At 42.0% G+C, this 17,040-nt stretch carries 10 protein-coding genes and 1 pseudogene; 6 read left to right on the forward strand and 5 right to left on the reverse strand.

Annotated features, from left to right (window positions below):
• Positions 1 to 5,627 (reverse strand): AAA family ATPase (locus tag H6G86_RS35655; RefSeq protein ID WP_190938319.1); only part of this gene is annotated, 5,627 nt, incomplete at its 3' end.
• Positions 5,628 to 5,830: 203 nt separating this feature from the next.
• On the opposite strand from H6G86_RS35655, the pseudogene H6G86_RS35660 reads away from it, so the two are divergent.
• Positions 5,831 to 7,170 (forward strand): annotated as a pseudogene (locus H6G86_RS35660) (transposase).
• A gap of 80 nt (positions 7,171 to 7,250) precedes the next feature.
• On the opposite strand, the gene H6G86_RS35665 reads toward H6G86_RS35660, so the two are convergent.
• On the reverse strand, positions 7,251 to 8,447 hold the full coding sequence (locus H6G86_RS35665) for an FAD-dependent oxidoreductase (RefSeq protein ID WP_190938320.1): 1,197 nt from the start codon (positions 8,445 to 8,447) through the stop codon (positions 7,251 to 7,253).
• 231 nt (positions 8,448 to 8,678) lie between these two features.
• On the opposite strand from H6G86_RS35665, the gene H6G86_RS35670 reads away from it, so the two are divergent.
• From H6G86_RS35670 to patX, 4 genes are all read left to right on the forward strand, one after another.
• On the forward strand, positions 8,679 to 9,203 hold the full coding sequence (locus tag H6G86_RS35670; protein WP_190938321.1) for a (2Fe-2S)-binding protein: 525 nt from the start codon (positions 8,679 to 8,681) through the stop codon (positions 9,201 to 9,203).
• Positions 9,190 to 10,167, forward strand: coding sequence for an FAD binding domain-containing protein (locus H6G86_RS35675; protein WP_190938322.1), 978 nt, complete (start codon positions 9,190 to 9,192; stop codon positions 10,165 to 10,167). Before H6G86_RS35670 ends, H6G86_RS35675 begins: the two co-directional genes overlap by 14 nt.
• Positions 10,164 to 12,368, forward strand: coding sequence for a xanthine dehydrogenase family protein molybdopterin-binding subunit (locus H6G86_RS35680; protein WP_190938323.1), 2,205 nt, complete (start codon positions 10,164 to 10,166; stop codon positions 12,366 to 12,368). Before H6G86_RS35675 ends, H6G86_RS35680 begins: the two co-directional genes overlap by 4 nt.
• 301 nt (positions 12,369 to 12,669) lie before the next feature.
• Positions 12,670 to 12,906 (forward strand): heterocyst-inhibiting protein PatX, encoded by a 237-nt coding sequence (gene patX, locus H6G86_RS35685; RefSeq protein WP_190938324.1) that lies wholly within the window; start codon positions 12,670 to 12,672, stop codon positions 12,904 to 12,906.
• A 142-nt stretch (positions 12,907 to 13,048) separates the two neighbouring features.
• Here patX and H6G86_RS35690 read toward each other — a convergent pair whose 3' ends face one another.
• The 3 genes from H6G86_RS35690 to arr form a co-directional block, all read right to left on the reverse strand.
• Positions 13,049 to 13,999, reverse strand: a complete 951-nt coding sequence (locus H6G86_RS35690; protein ID WP_190938325.1) for an RpoD/SigA family RNA polymerase sigma factor — start codon at positions 13,997 to 13,999, stop codon at positions 13,049 to 13,051.
• A gap of 369 nt (positions 14,000 to 14,368) precedes the next feature.
• Complete coding sequence (locus H6G86_RS40280; RefSeq protein WP_520449131.1) at positions 14,369 to 14,560, reverse strand: hypothetical protein; 192 nt, start codon at positions 14,558 to 14,560, stop codon at positions 14,369 to 14,371.
• A 771-nt stretch (positions 14,561 to 15,331) separates the two neighbouring features.
• Positions 15,332 to 16,198, reverse strand: a complete 867-nt coding sequence (gene arr / locus H6G86_RS40285) for an NAD(+)--rifampin ADP-ribosyltransferase (RefSeq protein ID WP_524538523.1) — start codon at positions 16,196 to 16,198, stop codon at positions 15,332 to 15,334.
• A gap of 220 nt (positions 16,199 to 16,418) precedes the next feature.
• On the opposite strand from arr, the gene H6G86_RS39255 reads away from it, so the two are divergent.
• Positions 16,419 to 16,538: a helix-turn-helix domain-containing protein gene (locus H6G86_RS39255; protein ID WP_242065143.1), complete on the forward strand. Its 120-nt coding sequence runs from the start codon at positions 16,419 to 16,421 to the stop codon at positions 16,536 to 16,538.
• The last annotated feature ends 502 nt before the right edge of the window (positions 16,539 to 17,040 follow it).

Genomic DNA, 17,040 nt, shown 5'->3' on the forward strand with positions numbered 1-17,040 from the left:
CGGAGTGCTGATACGGATCGCCGCGCCCCTGCTAGCCCAGCGCGTGCTAGTTCCTCAATCATTTCCAGATGTACTTGGGTTGCTTCCGGATCATCCGCCAGTACCTGTTCTGCTGCTCTAACCTGAAGTAAAATACCCGTGAACGATTGAGCTAGTGTATCATGAATTTCTCGCGCCATCCGGTTGCGTTCTTCCAGAATGGAGGCTTGCTGGGCGCGTTTGCGTTCGCGCAGTGCAGCGTTTCGCTGTTCGCTAATGTCAAGAATTATTCCTAACATCTGCACAGGCTGTCCATCTGTGTCATAAACGCCTCGACCTCGGCCTACCAACCAATGAATACTGCCATCTGGATGAATGACTCGATATTCAACTTCAAAATCAGTATGAGTTGCTAGAGCTGTTGTAATAGCTTGTTCAACCCGATAAATGTCTTCTGGATAAACGCGATCGCGCCATACCTGATAGCTGCTCTCAACCTCACCGGGAACTAACCCCAGCAATCGAGCATAATTGTCGTTCCAATCTATTTTGTTCTCTATGATATTCCAGTTGCAACTACCGATGTGCGTGAAGTCCATCGTCAGCCTGCGTTGCTCTTCACTTTGTCGCAAGGCATTCTCCACTCGTCGGCGCTCTTCAATCTCCTGCGAAAGGAGCAAAGTCCGCTCAGTAATTTGCTGTTCTAACGTTTGGTTGTAGTCGGCTAGCAGTTTCTGGGCTTGTTTGCGTTCAGTGATATCTTGAAAGGCTACAATCGCGTAAACCACATTGCCATGTTCGTCAAAGACTGGAGTGCCCCAAACCTCAACTGGAATTGTTGCGTTATTTTGGCGAATTTCCATGTCATCAACGGTCGTGCGTTCGCCGCTCAACGCACGGATGGCTGGCAGTTTTTCAGTGGGATAGATTCGATCCGTTCCCGTCACATAAAACTGATAAGCCTCTGAGATTTGCTCCGGCGGCACAGCAGGATCGATCCCTTTACCCATGAGTTGAATGCCCCGTTGATTGGCGTAATAAGGGCGACCCTCTGCATTGACGATGCCAATTCCTACCGGAACTGCTTCTAGAAATTGAGTCATCCTGCTTTCGCTCTCACGTAGCTTTGCATAGAGTTTGGCATTTTCAATTGCGATCGCTGCCTGGGTAGAAAGTAGGCTGAGAATTTGCGATTGCTCCGGTGTAAATGCCCCAGTTGCCAACTGATTTTCTAAATACAACACACCGATGAGCTTGCTTTGATTGAGCAGCGGTAAACAAAAGACTGATTGAGTCTGGTGGTGTTGAATATAGGAATCATTGATAAAATTACCTTCACGAGTAGCATCATTGAGAATGACCGACTCATGAGTCCGAATCACATAATGAATAATCGATTCAGGTAAACGATTTGCGATCGGAGTCGATTGCAGTACTTGGGTTGCACAGACCTGTACACCCTCAGTGATTTCACAGGTCGCTTCGATCGTCCATTCTCCTGCGTTTTCTAAAAGCAGACATCCGGTTTGCGCTCCAGCATTTTCAATGAGGATCTGCATTAAGGTATGGAGCAGTTGTTCCAGTTCAATCTCACTGGAAATCGCTTGGGATGCTTTCATTATTGTTGCTAAATCGAGAGCAACATGAGAGGTATTAGAGGTAGTTCCAGCAGTAGTGTGGATTGACATGGTCACACTTGTTGATTGAGGAAAAAACTGAGGATAATCAGCCTCCAAATTCCTGACCTTTGCCGTTGCGCCCCACCGTTCATAGCAGTAGTGAGCTTCCTTCATATATATCTGGGCAAATTTTTCCAAACCTCGCGCCAGATAATGTTTAGCAGCTAATTCGTAAACTAAGGCTTCTTCCTGAATATATCCGTTTTCTCTAGCTCCAGCGATCGCTTGTTCGTATAATTTTTCTGCCTCAAGCAACTGACCTAAAACTCGCGCTTTTTCTGCCTCGACTAAATGATATTTATGCAGAAAATTCATCGGCGCATAACGCGCCCATTTATGCATTTTTTCCTGGTTGCTGCTCACGTTTAGGAAAAATACTTTTTGTTCTGAATCAGGAACAGATGAATAAATTGCTAGTCGTACCAAAGAGTCGTAAAAGCAGAGCAGTGGCATCGTTACTTGCCCTGGCGCACCTTTGAGATACCTCTGGGCCGCATTTGCACTCTCTAACGCTTGAGTAAACTGCCCAAATAGATAGCAGAGGATCAGCTTGTTGATATAGAAATATTGAAATCCCAGAGAATCATTATTTGCTAAATAGCGGTTCAATCCCTCTTGCTCATTGTAAGCAACGCCTTGTAAACAGCAGGGGTCATTAACCTGTCTTTGTAAGTTAAGCACTGCCTGCCAAAAGATTTGATGGTAATTTAAGCAAGTTTCCTGCTTCAATTGGGCGATCGCATGGCTGTAATTCTCCATCTCCTGTTCTAATTCTGTCAGTTCTAATCCACTGAAATATAAATACTCACATTTTTGGTAAGCTGCTAAACCTGCAAATCCGAAATCTCCGGTTTCTACTCCGCTAGAGTAACTTTCCTGCAATAGGGATGCAATCTCCCTAAAATGAGACTTTCCAAAGCTGATGCCTTCCGCAACAATTAGAAAGGTTTTACTTTTAAGTTCTTTCGCATTCAGCCGTTCCACAAGGTTGAGGGCGAGTTGACCTAACTGATGAGCTTTCTCTACATCCTGAGTTGCTGCGGTGATCACGACTCCATAACAAGAATAGGCAACCGCAGAAGTGGGTGCATTGCCATATTGAATCGATAACTTGACTTGCTCACATGCCATCAGCCAAAACAGTGCAGGTGCAGCCTGAAAGGCAGGAGAAGCGATATTTGAAATAATCCGCATGGCTGCCAATCTACTGGCATCTGTCATTAATGGTAAATGCACCAAATCTTGAATATTCCTTCCTTGCAGAACTTCTTCTGTTTCTGAAAGTGCTTGTTGAATCTGCAATTCTGTGGGCAATTCTGGCAGGTTCAGCCCTAGTTTTGCCAACACTTGCAACCCGACTTTAATTGCGTCTAACTTGTGAGTTTGTGCTACATAGGTTTTGATTGTGACCTCATGAACTTTCACTTCATCTAAAATGGTTCTGGCTTCTTGCAGAACAATAGCAACCCATTGCTCCATCGCCAGAAAGTCACCGGATAGATAGGCAGTTTCTGCTGCTTCTTCATGGAGAACCAAACTGAGGTCATACTGCTGTTGCCAATTGTCGGTTGCGAGTAACTCGATGCCTGCGATCGCATATTTCAAAGCTGCACTATAGGCAGTAGCCGCTTTGGCTTTTTGGGCTGCCATTAAGTTGAGTCTGGCAAAGCTGTTTCGTTCCTGCCCAGAGACGACGAGATCAATCGCTAAATTGAGATGATCGACAATTTCAAACAGCCGCTCTGATAACTCCTCTGGCAACGTTTTTTCCAGCAGATTGCGACCGATTTGCAGATGAACCACCTGTTTGTGCGATTCATCGATTAGGGCATAAGCAGCTTGCTGGACGCGATCGTGCAAGAACTTATACTCTTGAATTAATAAGTTTTCATCTAATTCAGATAGTGGTTGAATTAATCCAACTTGTATGGCTGCTAGTAAATCTTGAAAAACCGTTTCAGGTGGTTGATCACAAATAATCGCTAACGTATTTAAATTAAATTCAGCACCGATACAAGCTGCTAACTGGAGAATCTGCTGTGTGTTGTCTGGTAATTTATTTAACTGGAGCAGTAGCAACTCCACTACATTATCGGTAATATCCTGGGCTTGAATATCAGCTATGTTCCATTGCCAGCATAAGTGTTGTGCATCAAATGTCAGCAGATTTTCGCTATACAGCATTCTCAAAAATTCATTGACAAAGAACGGATTGCCCTCAGTTTTACGCAAAACTAACTGGGCTAAGGGACAAACGATGTCTGCATTCCGATGCAGCGTCTCGGCAATCAACTGATTCAACGGTTCAAGCGTTAAGGGTGCTAAGATAATTTCCTGAAGTACTACCCCTTTTTTTCGCAGTCTTTCTAGCATTAATGCTAATGGATGCGTTGGCTTCACTTCATTATCTCGATAAGCTCCAATCAAAAATAGTGATTGGGCTTGCTCATCCAGCAGCATCAACTCAATTAAATTCAGTGTTGCTGAGTCTATCCATTGCAAATCATCTAAGAAGATCACCAGGGGATGGTTTTTTGAACAAAACACCCGCACAAATTGCCCAAAAATCCGATGAAAGCGATTTTGAGCTTCAGTTGCTCCAACTTCTGGTACAGGGGGCTGCTTGCCGATAATTAATTCAACTTCGGGGATGATATCAATGATGATTTGTGCGTTGTTTCCCAAAGCTGTAAGTAAGAGCGATCGCCAATGTTGCACTTCCTCGTCTGGCTCACTAAGTAATTGCCGTACCAATTTTTGCAGGGCAGATGCGATCGCACTGTAGGGAATATTGCGCTGAAATTGATCGAATTTACCCCAGATAAAATAGCCACGCTTTTGGGTGATTGGTTTATAGATTTCCTGCACTAACGCAGATTTCCCAATGCCAGCATAACCAGATACCAACATCATTTCAACTTGGAATTTTGAGTTGCCCGTTTGTTGGGTTTGTGAAGTTGTTTCTGAATTGTTTGGTAAAGCAGCAACAGGATTTGACTCTGGACATGCTACGCGAACAAACGCCGCCAGTAACATTGCAACTTCCTTATCCCGCCCATACAGTTTTTGAGGAATTTGAAAGCGATCGCAAACGTCTTGAAGCGCCAGTTGAATGCTAGAGATTTGACCGATTTCTGCTAATTGTTCAGCACAGATTTCTAAATCCGCTTTGATGCCCCAGGCACTTTGATAGCGATTTTCAGCATTTTTTGCCATCAGTTTGAGAATGATATCTGAAACGGGCTTGGGAATCGTTGTATTTATTTCATGAGGCGGAATAGGATGTTTGGCAATATGACAATGAACTAGCTCCAGCACGTCTCTGTTGGAAAATGGTAGTTGTCCGGTGAGCAGTTCGTAAAATGTCACGCCCAGCGAGTAGAAATCAGTTCGATAATCGAGCAAACGGTTCATGCGTCCTGTTTGCTCTGGAGATAAATATGCGAGTGTTCCTTCCAACACATGAGGACTTTTGAAAGTCGGATTCGTGAGATTAAATTGGGTGGCAATTCCAAAGTCAATAATTTTGACAATGCCAGTATCCAGATTGAGGACTATGTTTCCAGGGTTGATATCTTTATGAATGACATTGGCTGCATGGATTTTGCCTAGAATGTCGGTGAGGGCGATCGCAAGACGTAAAAAAGTGGATAAAGGCATGGGGCAGAACATATCTGGACGCTTGTGCATCCATTGCTCTAGGGACTCTCCCCCAAAATCTTCTAAGAGAATCACCAGAGTGCGTTGATAGTCCTGTTGGCTGTATGCTTTGATAACTCCTTCTAATTTTAGGGAGCGGGTAATTTTATATTCCTGTCTGTAGCGAGTCAATTCTTGGGGAGAAGGATAATCAAGCTTCAGCATTTTGACGACGATCCCTACTCCATCGTCTCTGATGCCCCGATAAACTAGAGAGTTAGAACTTTCATATATCTTGTTTTGAATGGCAATACCAGGTAGAGCAATCATAGAGCAACTCTTGAGAGGATAATCTGGCAATACCTCAAACTATACAGCAATTCTTATTCTGAGAATAATTACTTGCTGTTTGCTCCCATCGAGAATAAGTTTGATGAACAATACCTTTGCCAAAAAAAGAGTATGAAGAGGGAGGGCTGATGTAGTAGAGTTATGGTCTTCCAAAACGACAACCCAAAAGCTATATACAGCCAATGTTCGACATACTAGCATTGTTGCAATGCCTACTACCACAGATAAAAGTGACAACGATGCGACAAATGAGTCAAATCATCATGGCGATGCTAGCCATGAGCGGTCGAGTCACGATGTTAGGAATATCAAGGTGGGGAGGCATCGGTGGTAGCTATCGGACAGTGCTGAGATTTTTTCATACAGTCATCCCGTGGGCAACGGTGTTTTGGGTATTTTTTCGACGGCATCTGTTTTGTCCAGATGATGTTTATCTGCTGGCAAGAGACGAAGTAGTAATCAGTAAATCGGGCGCATATACTTATGGATTAGATAAATTCTTCTCTAGCTTATTAAGCAAGCCGATAACAGGGCTATCAATATTACATTATCATTAATAAGTGTTAAACAAAGACACTCATTTCCGATTCAGATAGAACAGGTGACAAAGAGCGATATAGAAAAAAATAGTGTATCGCCCAGCCGAGAAATCCAATATCAACAAAAGCGTGGACGTGGACGATCAAAAGGTAGTAAGAACAAGAATAAAACGGCGGTAAATTTGACATCTGAATTGCTACGAATACAGAAGATGATCCAGAATCTATTTCAGATCATCTCTGGCTTTATCCCTCTGGCTTATTTAGTATTAGATGGTCATTTTGGTAATAATAATGCCTTACAGATGGCACGCAGAGTGAACCTGCACATCATTTCCAAGTTACGCCATGATTCAGCCTTATATCTACCTTACCAAAATCCTGACCCCAATCGCCGTTGCCGTTGTAAATACGGAGACAAGCTAGACTGGCGTAATATTTCTGAGGAATATTTGCGTCAAAGTAGTATTGACGAAGATATCCTTGCCCGAACTTATCAATGCACTCTCCAACACATTGAATTTGCCCAGTCTCTGAATGTAGTTATTTTGGTGAAAACCAATCTCAAAACTAATACACGCAGTCACGTAATTCTATTTTCTAGTGACCTAAGTTTGTCTTATGAAAAAATCATCGACTATTATAAACTTCGCTTTCAAATCGAATTTAATTTTCGTGATGACAAACAGTTTTGGGGATTGGAAGATTTTATGAATCTGGGTCAAACTGCGGTGACTAATGCTGCTAATATTTCTTTTTTCATGGTCAATTTATCCCATTATCTTCTAGTTCAGTTTCGTCAAAATAATCCTGGTGCAGGCATTGTTGATCTGAAGGCTTACTGTCGTGGCTTTCGATATGTTCGTGAAATGTTAAAAATGCTTCCCGAAATGCCTGAGCCTATTTTATTAACCCAGATTTTTGCCAAGCTTACCTCTCTTGGTCGTATTCATAATGCTTCTACAGCCATTGAACCCTCGTAATTTGGCTAAGGTATTGAATTTTGCCATCATTTTTGTGCAAATTCATTGTAAGGTGCAGGCATCTTACCTAGTAGTTGCCACTAGGATTTAATTGTTGCAGATGGCTTGTAATCATATAGCCATTTATGAAAATCATCATTAACGCTCATTGTCTGTTCCCGTTGCCCGTTTGATGCCACACTGTTAGATTCGTAGTAGCGCATCTCACCCAAAGCACTACGAGCTTGAATAATTTTTGTGCGCTCTATACGACGCTGTTCGTAGCTAGTTAAGGCTTCTTGGAGATTAGCTGATTGAGAAAAACACTCTCGCAATTCATAAGCATCTTCAAAAGTAGTATTCGCTCCCTGTCCCATAGCTGGAGCCATTGGATGGGCAGCATCGCCTAAGAGTGTAACTCTGCCTTGACTCCAGTGAGTTAACGGTGGGCGATCGCAAATCGGCCCCTCCCAAATTTGCTCGGCTGGTGTTGCTTGTACTACCACCCGAAAGGATTCATCCCAATCAGCCAATTCATGGAGAATACGAGATTTGACTTCATCGGCGCTGTGGCAAAGAGAGTATTCAGGAGAGAACTTACGACTAATCCAACTTATATAGCCGCCGCCCACATTCAGAAGGTACATGAACTGTTGATTGCCTTTGACGAACACTAATTCATAGTCATTAAATAGCTCATGGTGATACTTGATGACGGCACGCCAACACATACTACCAATATAATTAGGTTTACCCTCGCCAAATAAAATTTCTCTAATTACAGAGTTAACACCATCAGCACCAATCAGTAAATCTGCATATACCGATTTTTTGCCATCAAAACTAATTTTTACACCGTTTTCATCTTGCTCAAAACCGATACAGCGATGATTAAGATGAATTATCTCAGATGGTAGTCTAGATGCTAACACTTGCTGTAGATTATACCACCAAATAGTCAATAACGGCTGTCCATATTTCTCTTGGTATTTGGTTGCATTAACCCGGATTGTTTCTCCCCGAATATTTTTTAAAACCGTGTGGTGAACCTCACACCCTGAAACTTTAAGGGTTTCGACAATTCCCGGTGCGATCGCATCTAAAGAATTCAAGCCATTGGGAGCTAGTCCTAGCCCAGTTCCAGCCGGACGAAACTCTTGAGCTTTTTCGTATATTTGAACGTCTATCCCTTGGCTTCTCAGCGCGATGGCAGCAGCTAAACCGCCTGGGCCAGCACCAACAATGGCAACTTTTTCTACTATAGGTTGGGATAATTTCTCAGTTGGGTTTATATTCATAATGTGAGGTTAACTGTCTGAGCTACAAAAAGTAATAATAGACTGTGGTGGAAGTTGCCTACTTTTGAGACTTGTTTCTTCAGCCCCAAGTTTTTCCTATTACCTCTTTACTCTTGCCCGCCAATGCCAATCAATTCTAAAATCAAAGCGGACTGCGAGATCAAATTCAATAAACATCTGAATAAACTATTAGTATCATCATTCAACATGAAAGAAAAGTTTTTAGCTTCAATGACTTCAAACTCTCTTACCCAGAAATTGCAAATATTTGCTTCCGAAGAAGTAGAATTATCGCTAAATATCAATAATATCTCCTACTCAGTAAAACTAGAACCTCGCGTTACTTTACTGGATGCACTCCGAGAGAAGCTGGGTTTGATGGGCACTAAAAAAGCTTGCGATCATGGTGAATGTGGTGCATGTACAATTCTAGTCAATGGTCGCCGAATTAACTCCTGTATGACTCTAGCAGTAATGCATATCGACGCTGAAATTACCACAATTGAGGGATTAGCACAAGATGGCAAACTCCACCCCATGCAAACAGCCTTTATCACCCATGATGCTTTTCAATGTGGTTACTGCACATCAGGTCAAATTGTATCAGCCGTAGGGATGATATTAGAAGAACCACCAAAATCTGAGGCAGAAATTCGAGAAAAAATGAGTGGAAACCTTTGCCGTTGTGGAGCATATCCAAATATTATTGCGGCGATTCGGGATGTGCTAGAGGAAATGGAAAATGCAGCCATTTAGTTATGCTAAAGTTACTTCACAAGATGCTGCGATCGCTACAGTTGTACAAAACGAAACTGCTGCATTTATGGCTGGTGGCACAGATTTACTGGGATTAATGAAAGATGGAGTCCAAACAGCGAATATATTAATTGATATTAATAGTTTGCCCTTAACAGATATTATATCTCTTGCGAATGTAACTCGTATTGGTGCAATCTCTCGTATGAGTGATGTGGCTTTTCATCCCAAAATTCAGGAATGTTATCCAGTAATTAGCCAAGCATTGTTACAAAGTGCTTCACCGCAACTACGAAATATGGCAACAGTGGGTGGTAATTTACTACAACGAGTCCGTTGTAGCTACTTTCGCGATCCGGTTTTTCCTTGTAATAAGCGCACCCCAGGTTTAGGTTGTGCCGCAATTACAGGCTACAATCGAATGCACGCTATTTTCGGAGCAAGTGAACATTGTATTGCCGTTCATCCTTCCGATTTAGCTGTAGCATTAACGGCATTAGATGCGATGATTTACATCCAAGGGGTAGAAAAAGAACGTCAAATTTCAATTCATGATTTTTATCTCTTACCAGGTGATACACCAGAAAAAGAAACTTTATTACAGCCTGGAGAATTAATCGTTGCTATTGAAGTTCCAAATTCTGTATATAAGTCCTATTATTTAAAAGTTAGAGATCGGGCTTCCTACCAATTTGCTCTCGTTTCCGTAGCTATTGCCGTAGAGTTAGAACAGGACATAATTCAATCAGCACGAATCGCTTTTGGTGGGGTAGCACCCAAACCTTGGCGTGCAAGGGATGCTGAGGAATTTCTTAAGGGTAAAGCAATTAATGAAGCTACCTTGAAAGCCGCAGGAGAAGCAGCTGTTAAAGAAGCAAAACCGCAAACACATAATGAATTCAAAATTGAATTAGTCAAAGGCGCTTTGGTACGTGCGCTTTCAGTTGTGACAGAAAAATTATGAATAAAATTATCGGTAAATCACTTGATCGCGTTGATGGCAAACTCAAAGTTACCGGAGAAGCACCCTATACAGCCGATGTTGCTATAGAAAATTTAACTTATGGAGTGATTTTTCAAAGTGCGATCGCCAACGGTAAAATTATCCAAATAGACACATCCGCCGCCACCATCGTTCCTGGTGTAATAGATATCATTACTTACCAACAAACTCCATCTCTGATAAAAATCCCCTTCTTTTCGCCTCCACAACCTCAGCCAACCGAAAAAGACGATAATATTTACTACGATGGTCAACATTTGGGGATTGTAATTGCCCAAACTTTAGAACAAGCCGAAACCGCCGCCTCCTTAGTTAAAATTATCTACGAAGAAGCACCGCCTACAGTCACAGTGCCAGATACAGAGATATTTGAACCCGAATCAATATTTTTTGGCATTATGCCAGGTAAAATCACTAGAGGGGATGTTGAAGCTGCAAAAGCTCAAGCGGATGTTCTGGTGGAGCAAATTTATACCACACCAATGGAACATCATAATCCCCTTGAACCTTCTGCAACGATCGCAATCTGGGAAGGAGATAATTTAACGCTGTATGAAACTACTCAAGGCATTTCAGCAACCCAAACAGCGATCGCATCTGTTCTGAATATTCCTCAAGAAAATGTCCGTGTGATCTCCAAATATTTAGGCGGAGGATTTGGTTGTAAGGCATTGTTGCGATCGCATACTATTTTAGCTGCGATCGCATCTCGTCAAGTAAAACGCCCTGTAAAAGTTGTGCTAACGCGATCGCAAATGTACACTGCTTGCGGACACAGATCCCAAACTCAGCAGCAGCTAACGCTAGGTGCAACCAAGGAAGGTAAACTAACCGTTATTAATCACATTGGCACATGCTTAACATCGCTATTTGATGACTTTGTAGAACCAGTTGGTGCAGCAACAACAATGATGTATGCCTGTCCAAATCTGGAAATAAAATACCGTATAGCACGTATCAACGCTGCCACACCAACCTTTATGCGTGGGCCAGGAGAAGCAACAGGGATGTTTGCCCTAGAGTCAGCAATGGATGAACTAGCATACACCTTAAATATTGACCCAATTGAACTAAGACTAAAAAATCATGCAGATATCGATCCCCACAAAGGATTACCCTGGTCAAGTAAATTCCTAAAAGAATGTTACCAAAAGGGGGGAGAAATTTTTGGTTGGTTCCAACGCAACCCAATTCCCCGTTCCATGCGAGATGGTTATTTCCTAATTGGTTGGGGAATGGCTAGTGCGACATTCCCCACTAATGTTGGAACTGCATCTGTCAAAGTAGAAATTTTTGCCAGTGGAGAGGTGCGGTTACAAAGTGGAACCCAAGATATTGGTACAGGTACTTATACAGTGATGACGCAGGTAGCTGCTGAGGTATTAGGCTTACCAGTGCAGTTTGAACTAGGTGATAGCAATTTTCCGAAAGCGCCCATTACGGGTAACTCAATTACAGTTGCTAGTGTTTCCCCTGCGGTGTATAAAGCTGCGATCGCTGCACGGGATAGAATCATCCAAATGGCGAGCAAAGATCCAAATTCTCCACTTTATCAATCTCAAGCAGAAGATATTACCGTCGAGTCAGGGCAGATATTTTTAAAACACGATCATTCCAAAAGAGACAGCTACACCGATATTCTGCGCCGTCACGAATTAGAAAGTTTAGAAGTCACAGAGCAAGCCTCACTTAGCCCAGAGGGTAAGCAATACGCCAAACACTCATTTGGTGCAATCTTTGTGGAAGTAGCAGTCGATGAAGTCTTGGGAGAAATCAAAGTTAGACGTTGCGTAGGGGTTTATGATGCAGGACGAATTCTCAACTTCAAGACAGCTCGAAGTCAGGTTCTCGGCGGGATTACATGGGGAATCAGTATGGCGCTGATGGAGAAAACTGTAATGGATACAAATCAGGGCAGAATAGTTAATGCTAACCTTTCTGATTACCTGATTCCCGTTCATGCAGATATCCCAAATATGGAAGTACAATTTATTGAGGAAAACGATCCTTATGTGAATACTCTAGGGACAAAAAGCTTGGGTGAACTTCCGATTGTTGGGGTAGCAGCAGCTATATCTAATGCAGTGTATCATGCCACAGGTAAGCGGATTCGTGACCTACCAATTACACCAGACAAGTTGTCTGAATCCGGGATTGATTAGAATTTCTAGATTATCAGATGATTAAATTGAAGAAGGCTAACTGAATCTTGAATCCTGACTCCTAATTTCTGTTTTGATAAATCAATAAAAAATATTTTGTGCCAAAAGTCATGGTCAAATTCATGACTTTTTTCATTAGTCCTTTTGTCAAAGATTTATATAATAGTCGTATTCAAACAAAGTTATATTGCGATATTAAACCCTAAAATAAAATATTTATCCCATTATATTTAGATATGTTTACCGGATGATCTAAAAATACTGAGTATTAGTTAATAGAGATAAAATAGAGCTATTAACTATGCCTTTTACACCCTATATTTTAGTCTGGACTTTTCTATTTAGTTTACTAAGTCCGAATTCCCAAATACAGATAAATAAATTATCACAGACACTGCTGACTACTTATAAAACACAACAGTTATTTTCAGAGATTACCAAATCTAATACTCCCAGTACGCCTGTACCTTATAGAGGCGGTGGACGTAGATATTTAATTGAACCTTTCCCTTTCAAAAATATTCATCTTCTTGTTTAATCTGACTTTTCACAGTATCTAAAAAAATCAGAGGGTTTTGGTGTAGTAAGACTTCTGTCTTTCCCTACACCCAAACCTGTAACCCTATTTCAGCCTTTCTTTTTCGCTAATTAGTCCCAAAAATATCATCAATAAGTACTTCTTACGAAACTAAATACTGTTTAATTTCAGTTTTTTGACGACGTAAAACAGTGATTGCTTGCTGCTGAATTTGTCGAACTCGTTCTCTACTAACATTCAATTTCTCTCCAATCTGAGCTAAAGTTAGTTCTTGATCGTTCTCTAACCCAAAACGCAAAATTAATACTTCACGTTGCGTCGGTTTGAGTGATTCTAATAAACTATTAATGTCTTGGCGTAAAAGTTCTTTGGTGATATGTTCGTCTGGAGATATGCCCTCATCTGGTAAAAGTTGGCTCAGTTCTGTGTCTTGATTATCTCCAATCTTTATATCTAGAGAAATTGGCTGCTTTGAACTGCTGAGAAAATCCCTAATCTGGCTTGGTTGTAAGTCTAAAGTTTCAGCAATTTCTACAACACTGGCTGGACGACCCAGCGTCTGAAATAATTCTCGCTGTATTTTCTTAATTTTGTTCAGTTGTTCGGTGATATGAATTGGCAAGCGTACAGTACGGGATTTCTCTGCGATTGCCCGTGTGATTGACTGCGTAATCCACCAGTATACGTAGGTGGAAAGCTTATAGCCGCGATTGGGGTCAAATTTTTCTACACCCCTTTGTAAACCTATTGCTCCTTCTTGCAGCAAATCTAAGAATTCCAGATTGCGCTTCTGATATTTTTTGGCAATCGAAACCACTAGACGCAAGTTTGCTGTCACCATTTTTTGTTTGGCTCGTTGCCCAAGATTTTGTATTTGAGCTATTTCCAATTCACTTTTGTCAATATCAACAGCTAATTCGACCATTGTTGGCTCCCGATCTAGTTGTTGGGTGAGTTCATTTTTTCTTTGCTCAATTGCCATGATTTGCTGTACCTGCCTGCCATAAGCAATTTCTTGGTCTGCGGTTAGCATTGGATAACGACCAATCTCTTGCAAATAGATACGAACCATGTCTGGACTCAGGCTGGACATACAACTTAACTTTTTTTGATATTTAGACGAACCTAAAAGTATAGATCAAATCGCTGAATTAATTTTCCTGATTTAAACAGCTAAAAATATTAAGCTGAGATTGCAATAGATGAATTCAATCTAGAACGCAATCATCTGTAATGGTATCCAGTGAGCGCTTACTATACCTCCATTCCAAAGTTCTACCTCTGGTAAGTTTTGTCATTAAACTTAACTTGTTGAGAATTAATTATGGCATTACCCAAGCTATTTTGAGAGTTCCTGACTTAACTGGAAAAGTCAGGTAGGGTATGGGGACTAATAGTGTTTCCCGTACACCTCATGCCCTGTTCGGTAAAAAACTATTTGGGAACAGTAGTCGCGTTGAGTTCACCCCTTTTCTCTTTTCCCAAGATTGTTTGTACCTTGTGTCACCTGAGCTTCTTCTTGCTTGCTGGAGTTAACCATTTTCATCAAGTGCTGATTTAGATAACTTTGCGCCGAGATATAAAGACTTTCCCAAATCTCTTGATTGCGGCTGATTTTAGTTCCGACTGTATTTCCTGCTGTTTTCTCCGACACCAAGTATTTACAGAAGTAGTTATTCCACAAGTATTGGAGAAAATCTTCAGCGAATTCATTAAACGGCAGAATCCATCGCTGCCCCCCGCGTTAGCTTCTAAGACTTCTAGCTCTAGTTCAGTTTTGTTCTTGACAGGTTTAGCAATATTAGCTGACAGAACGATTCCACTGTGGCGAGAGAAGAATTTTTCGGGTTCGGTTGTCAGGGAGTCGAAGACTTGTCTGTAGGTCGCGCTTTTACGGTTCGCGGATGTTCGGTTCTAGCGGCAGGTCTATAGGGAACGAGTCTACATAGGCGGTGGCGATGATGCAATTGGGGTTGGCTTGAATATAGTTATCTATCTTGATGTTCCAAGTCTTGGGCATACAATATGTGCAATGTCAGGGGAATTTCTATGTTAACCAAAACTAGTATCTGATATCGCGTTTTGAGGTAATACCAAGTACCGTTGTATGCCAACCCAAAAATGTGCTGTCAGGGCTAGGGAAAGGGGTGCATGGTAAGGGATTTAAAACCTTTCTCCCCGCCCCGAATGGCACTAAGAAAAGGGAAAATCGTTGAGGCAGCAGGGGGGCTCCAGGAGCGGAGGAGCAGGGGAGAAAGAAGAAATTTTAGGCATACGAACAGAAGAAATAGAAATTTCCCTCTGCACCCCTGCTCCTGGAGCCCCCCTGCTGCCTACTATTCAGCTTAACTTAGTGCCATTTCTCCCCGCCCCTTATCCTCTGAGGGAACCCCAACTTCCCCTGAAAATAGCCAAGTAAAAATACTCAGTCCTCGATCGCCTCAACACCAAGTTGCTTCAGTCGCTCAAGGTTATCCTTCATGGTCTTGATCGCTTCTGGAGAGTGCCCCTGCCAATCCATGACCTCGCCCATGACCCGCAGCGGCTCCCGCGAGCGGTATGACTTCGTTGGATTACCTGGGAATTTCTTGTCCGTCACATTGGGGTCATCCTCGATCGGGCCGAGGGGTTCCACGATGTAGATTCTGCCGCGTCCTTCGCCGAGAGCTAGTTCAGCCCCCCAGGTTGCCGCATCCAAAGTGGCAGCCAGATAAACGTAGGTCGCCTTCTTCCTCTGACCGTAGTTAGAGTGATAACCGGGTTCGATTAGGTCTCCTGGCTTCAGGTCTGCCCTTGTGCCATGAAAAAGAGTCCACTCCGTAACCGCTCCCGTGACCCGCAACGGCTCGCGGGAGCGGTATGACATCGACAGATGCTTCGGAGACTTCTGCTCAGTGAGTTCGGGGGCATTTTCAATCTGACCGAGCGGCTCTACGATGTAGACTCTGCCGTGACCTGAGCCGATCGCTAGCTCTGCCCCCCAGATAGCCGCATCCAGGTTGGGGGTTAGGTAGACATAGGTTGCCATCCTATCCCGCTCACCCACATCCGGGGAATTGCAGGACTCGATCAGGTCTCCTAGCTTCAGATCTGCCTTTGTACCGTGGTAGAACTGCTGCGAACTCAGATCGTTGATAGCTGACATCGGCTTCCTCCTTTTACTATTCGACTGCATTGAAATCACGGGATAGTTATAACTCTCCCTGACGACTAATAGACATCTCCAAAATAGTAACATTCTGTAGTAAAAGAGCATTAAATAGCTTTTTTGACATAGAAACATGAGCGACATACTGAATCATATTGAAGAGAATCCTAAAAAAACAAAGCGGTTAATTGGTCTGGAGTATGAACAGTTACAAAAATTAATTCAAAATGCGGAATGATTACACTATGAAAAACAAGAGATATTAGAATCCAAAAAAGTGAGAATTATTGCTGGTGGTGGAGGCCGTAAACCAAAATTATCGCTCAAATAAAAAATAATTTTAACTTTGGTTTATCTCAGATATTTGACTACATTTGAGCTTCTTGGTATCCAGTTTGGTGTGAGTGAGTCCACTGCGAATAATACATTTAACTATTGGTTACCAATACTCAGAGAATTGCTACCATCGAGTTTAATCGAATAAGTAAAAAAAACGAATCTGACTTGATGATAGTTAAAGAAATACTTACGGATTATGAATTAATTGGAGATAGCTACTAACAAGTGAGGGAAAGACCTGGGGGATAATAAAGAACAGGAAAAATATTACTCTGGCAAGACAAGTAAACATACATTTAAAAGTCAGATAATTATCTTGCCAGATGCAAAGGATATCGTTGATGTTGTAGCTGGCGAACCTGAACCAAAAAGCGATATAACTTTGTTTCCTTGAAAACCGCTATAACTTTGACCCAAAACAAAAATTTAAGGGAGATTTAGGATATCGTGGAGAAGATTTAATTGACACCCCAATTAAAACACTAAGAAATGGAAAGTTAACAATTGACCAAAAAAAAGAGAATAAGGAGTTTTCATCCAAACGAGTAAGTAAGCCGTGGGAAAAATTTATAAGTATGTAACAAAAAATTAAGCAGAAGAATTGGAGTTAAATCTTATACGCTGTGTACTATATTTTCCCTTCTCTG

It is taken from the genome of Nostoc sp. FACHB-133 (genome assembly GCF_014698055.1).
GTDB lineage: Bacteria > Cyanobacteriota > Cyanobacteriia > Cyanobacteriales > Nostocaceae > Nostoc.

Excerpts from the sequence above, each read along its gene's own strand:
- H6G86_RS35665 (WP_190938320.1), bottom strand. The coding sequence starts at position 8,447 with ATGAATATAAACCCAACTGAGAAATTATCCCAACCTATAGTAGAAAAA.
- H6G86_RS35670 (WP_190938321.1), top strand. The coding sequence starts at position 8,679 with ATGACTTCAAACTCTCTTACCCAGAAATTGCAAATATTTGCTTCCGAA.
- H6G86_RS35675 (WP_190938322.1), top strand. The coding sequence starts at position 9,190 with ATGCAGCCATTTAGTTATGCTAAAGTTACTTCACAAGATGCTGCGATC.
- H6G86_RS35680 (WP_190938323.1), top strand. The coding sequence starts at position 10,164 with ATGAATAAAATTATCGGTAAATCACTTGATCGCGTTGATGGCAAACTC.
- patX (WP_190938324.1), top strand. The coding sequence starts at position 12,670 with ATGCCTTTTACACCCTATATTTTAGTCTGGACTTTTCTATTTAGTTTA.
- H6G86_RS35690 (WP_190938325.1), bottom strand. The coding sequence starts at position 13,999 with ATGTCCAGCCTGAGTCCAGACATGGTTCGTATCTATTTGCAAGAGATT.
- arr (WP_524538523.1), bottom strand. The coding sequence starts at position 16,198 with ATGTCGCTCATGTTTCTATGTCAAAAAAGCTATTTAATGCTCTTTTAC.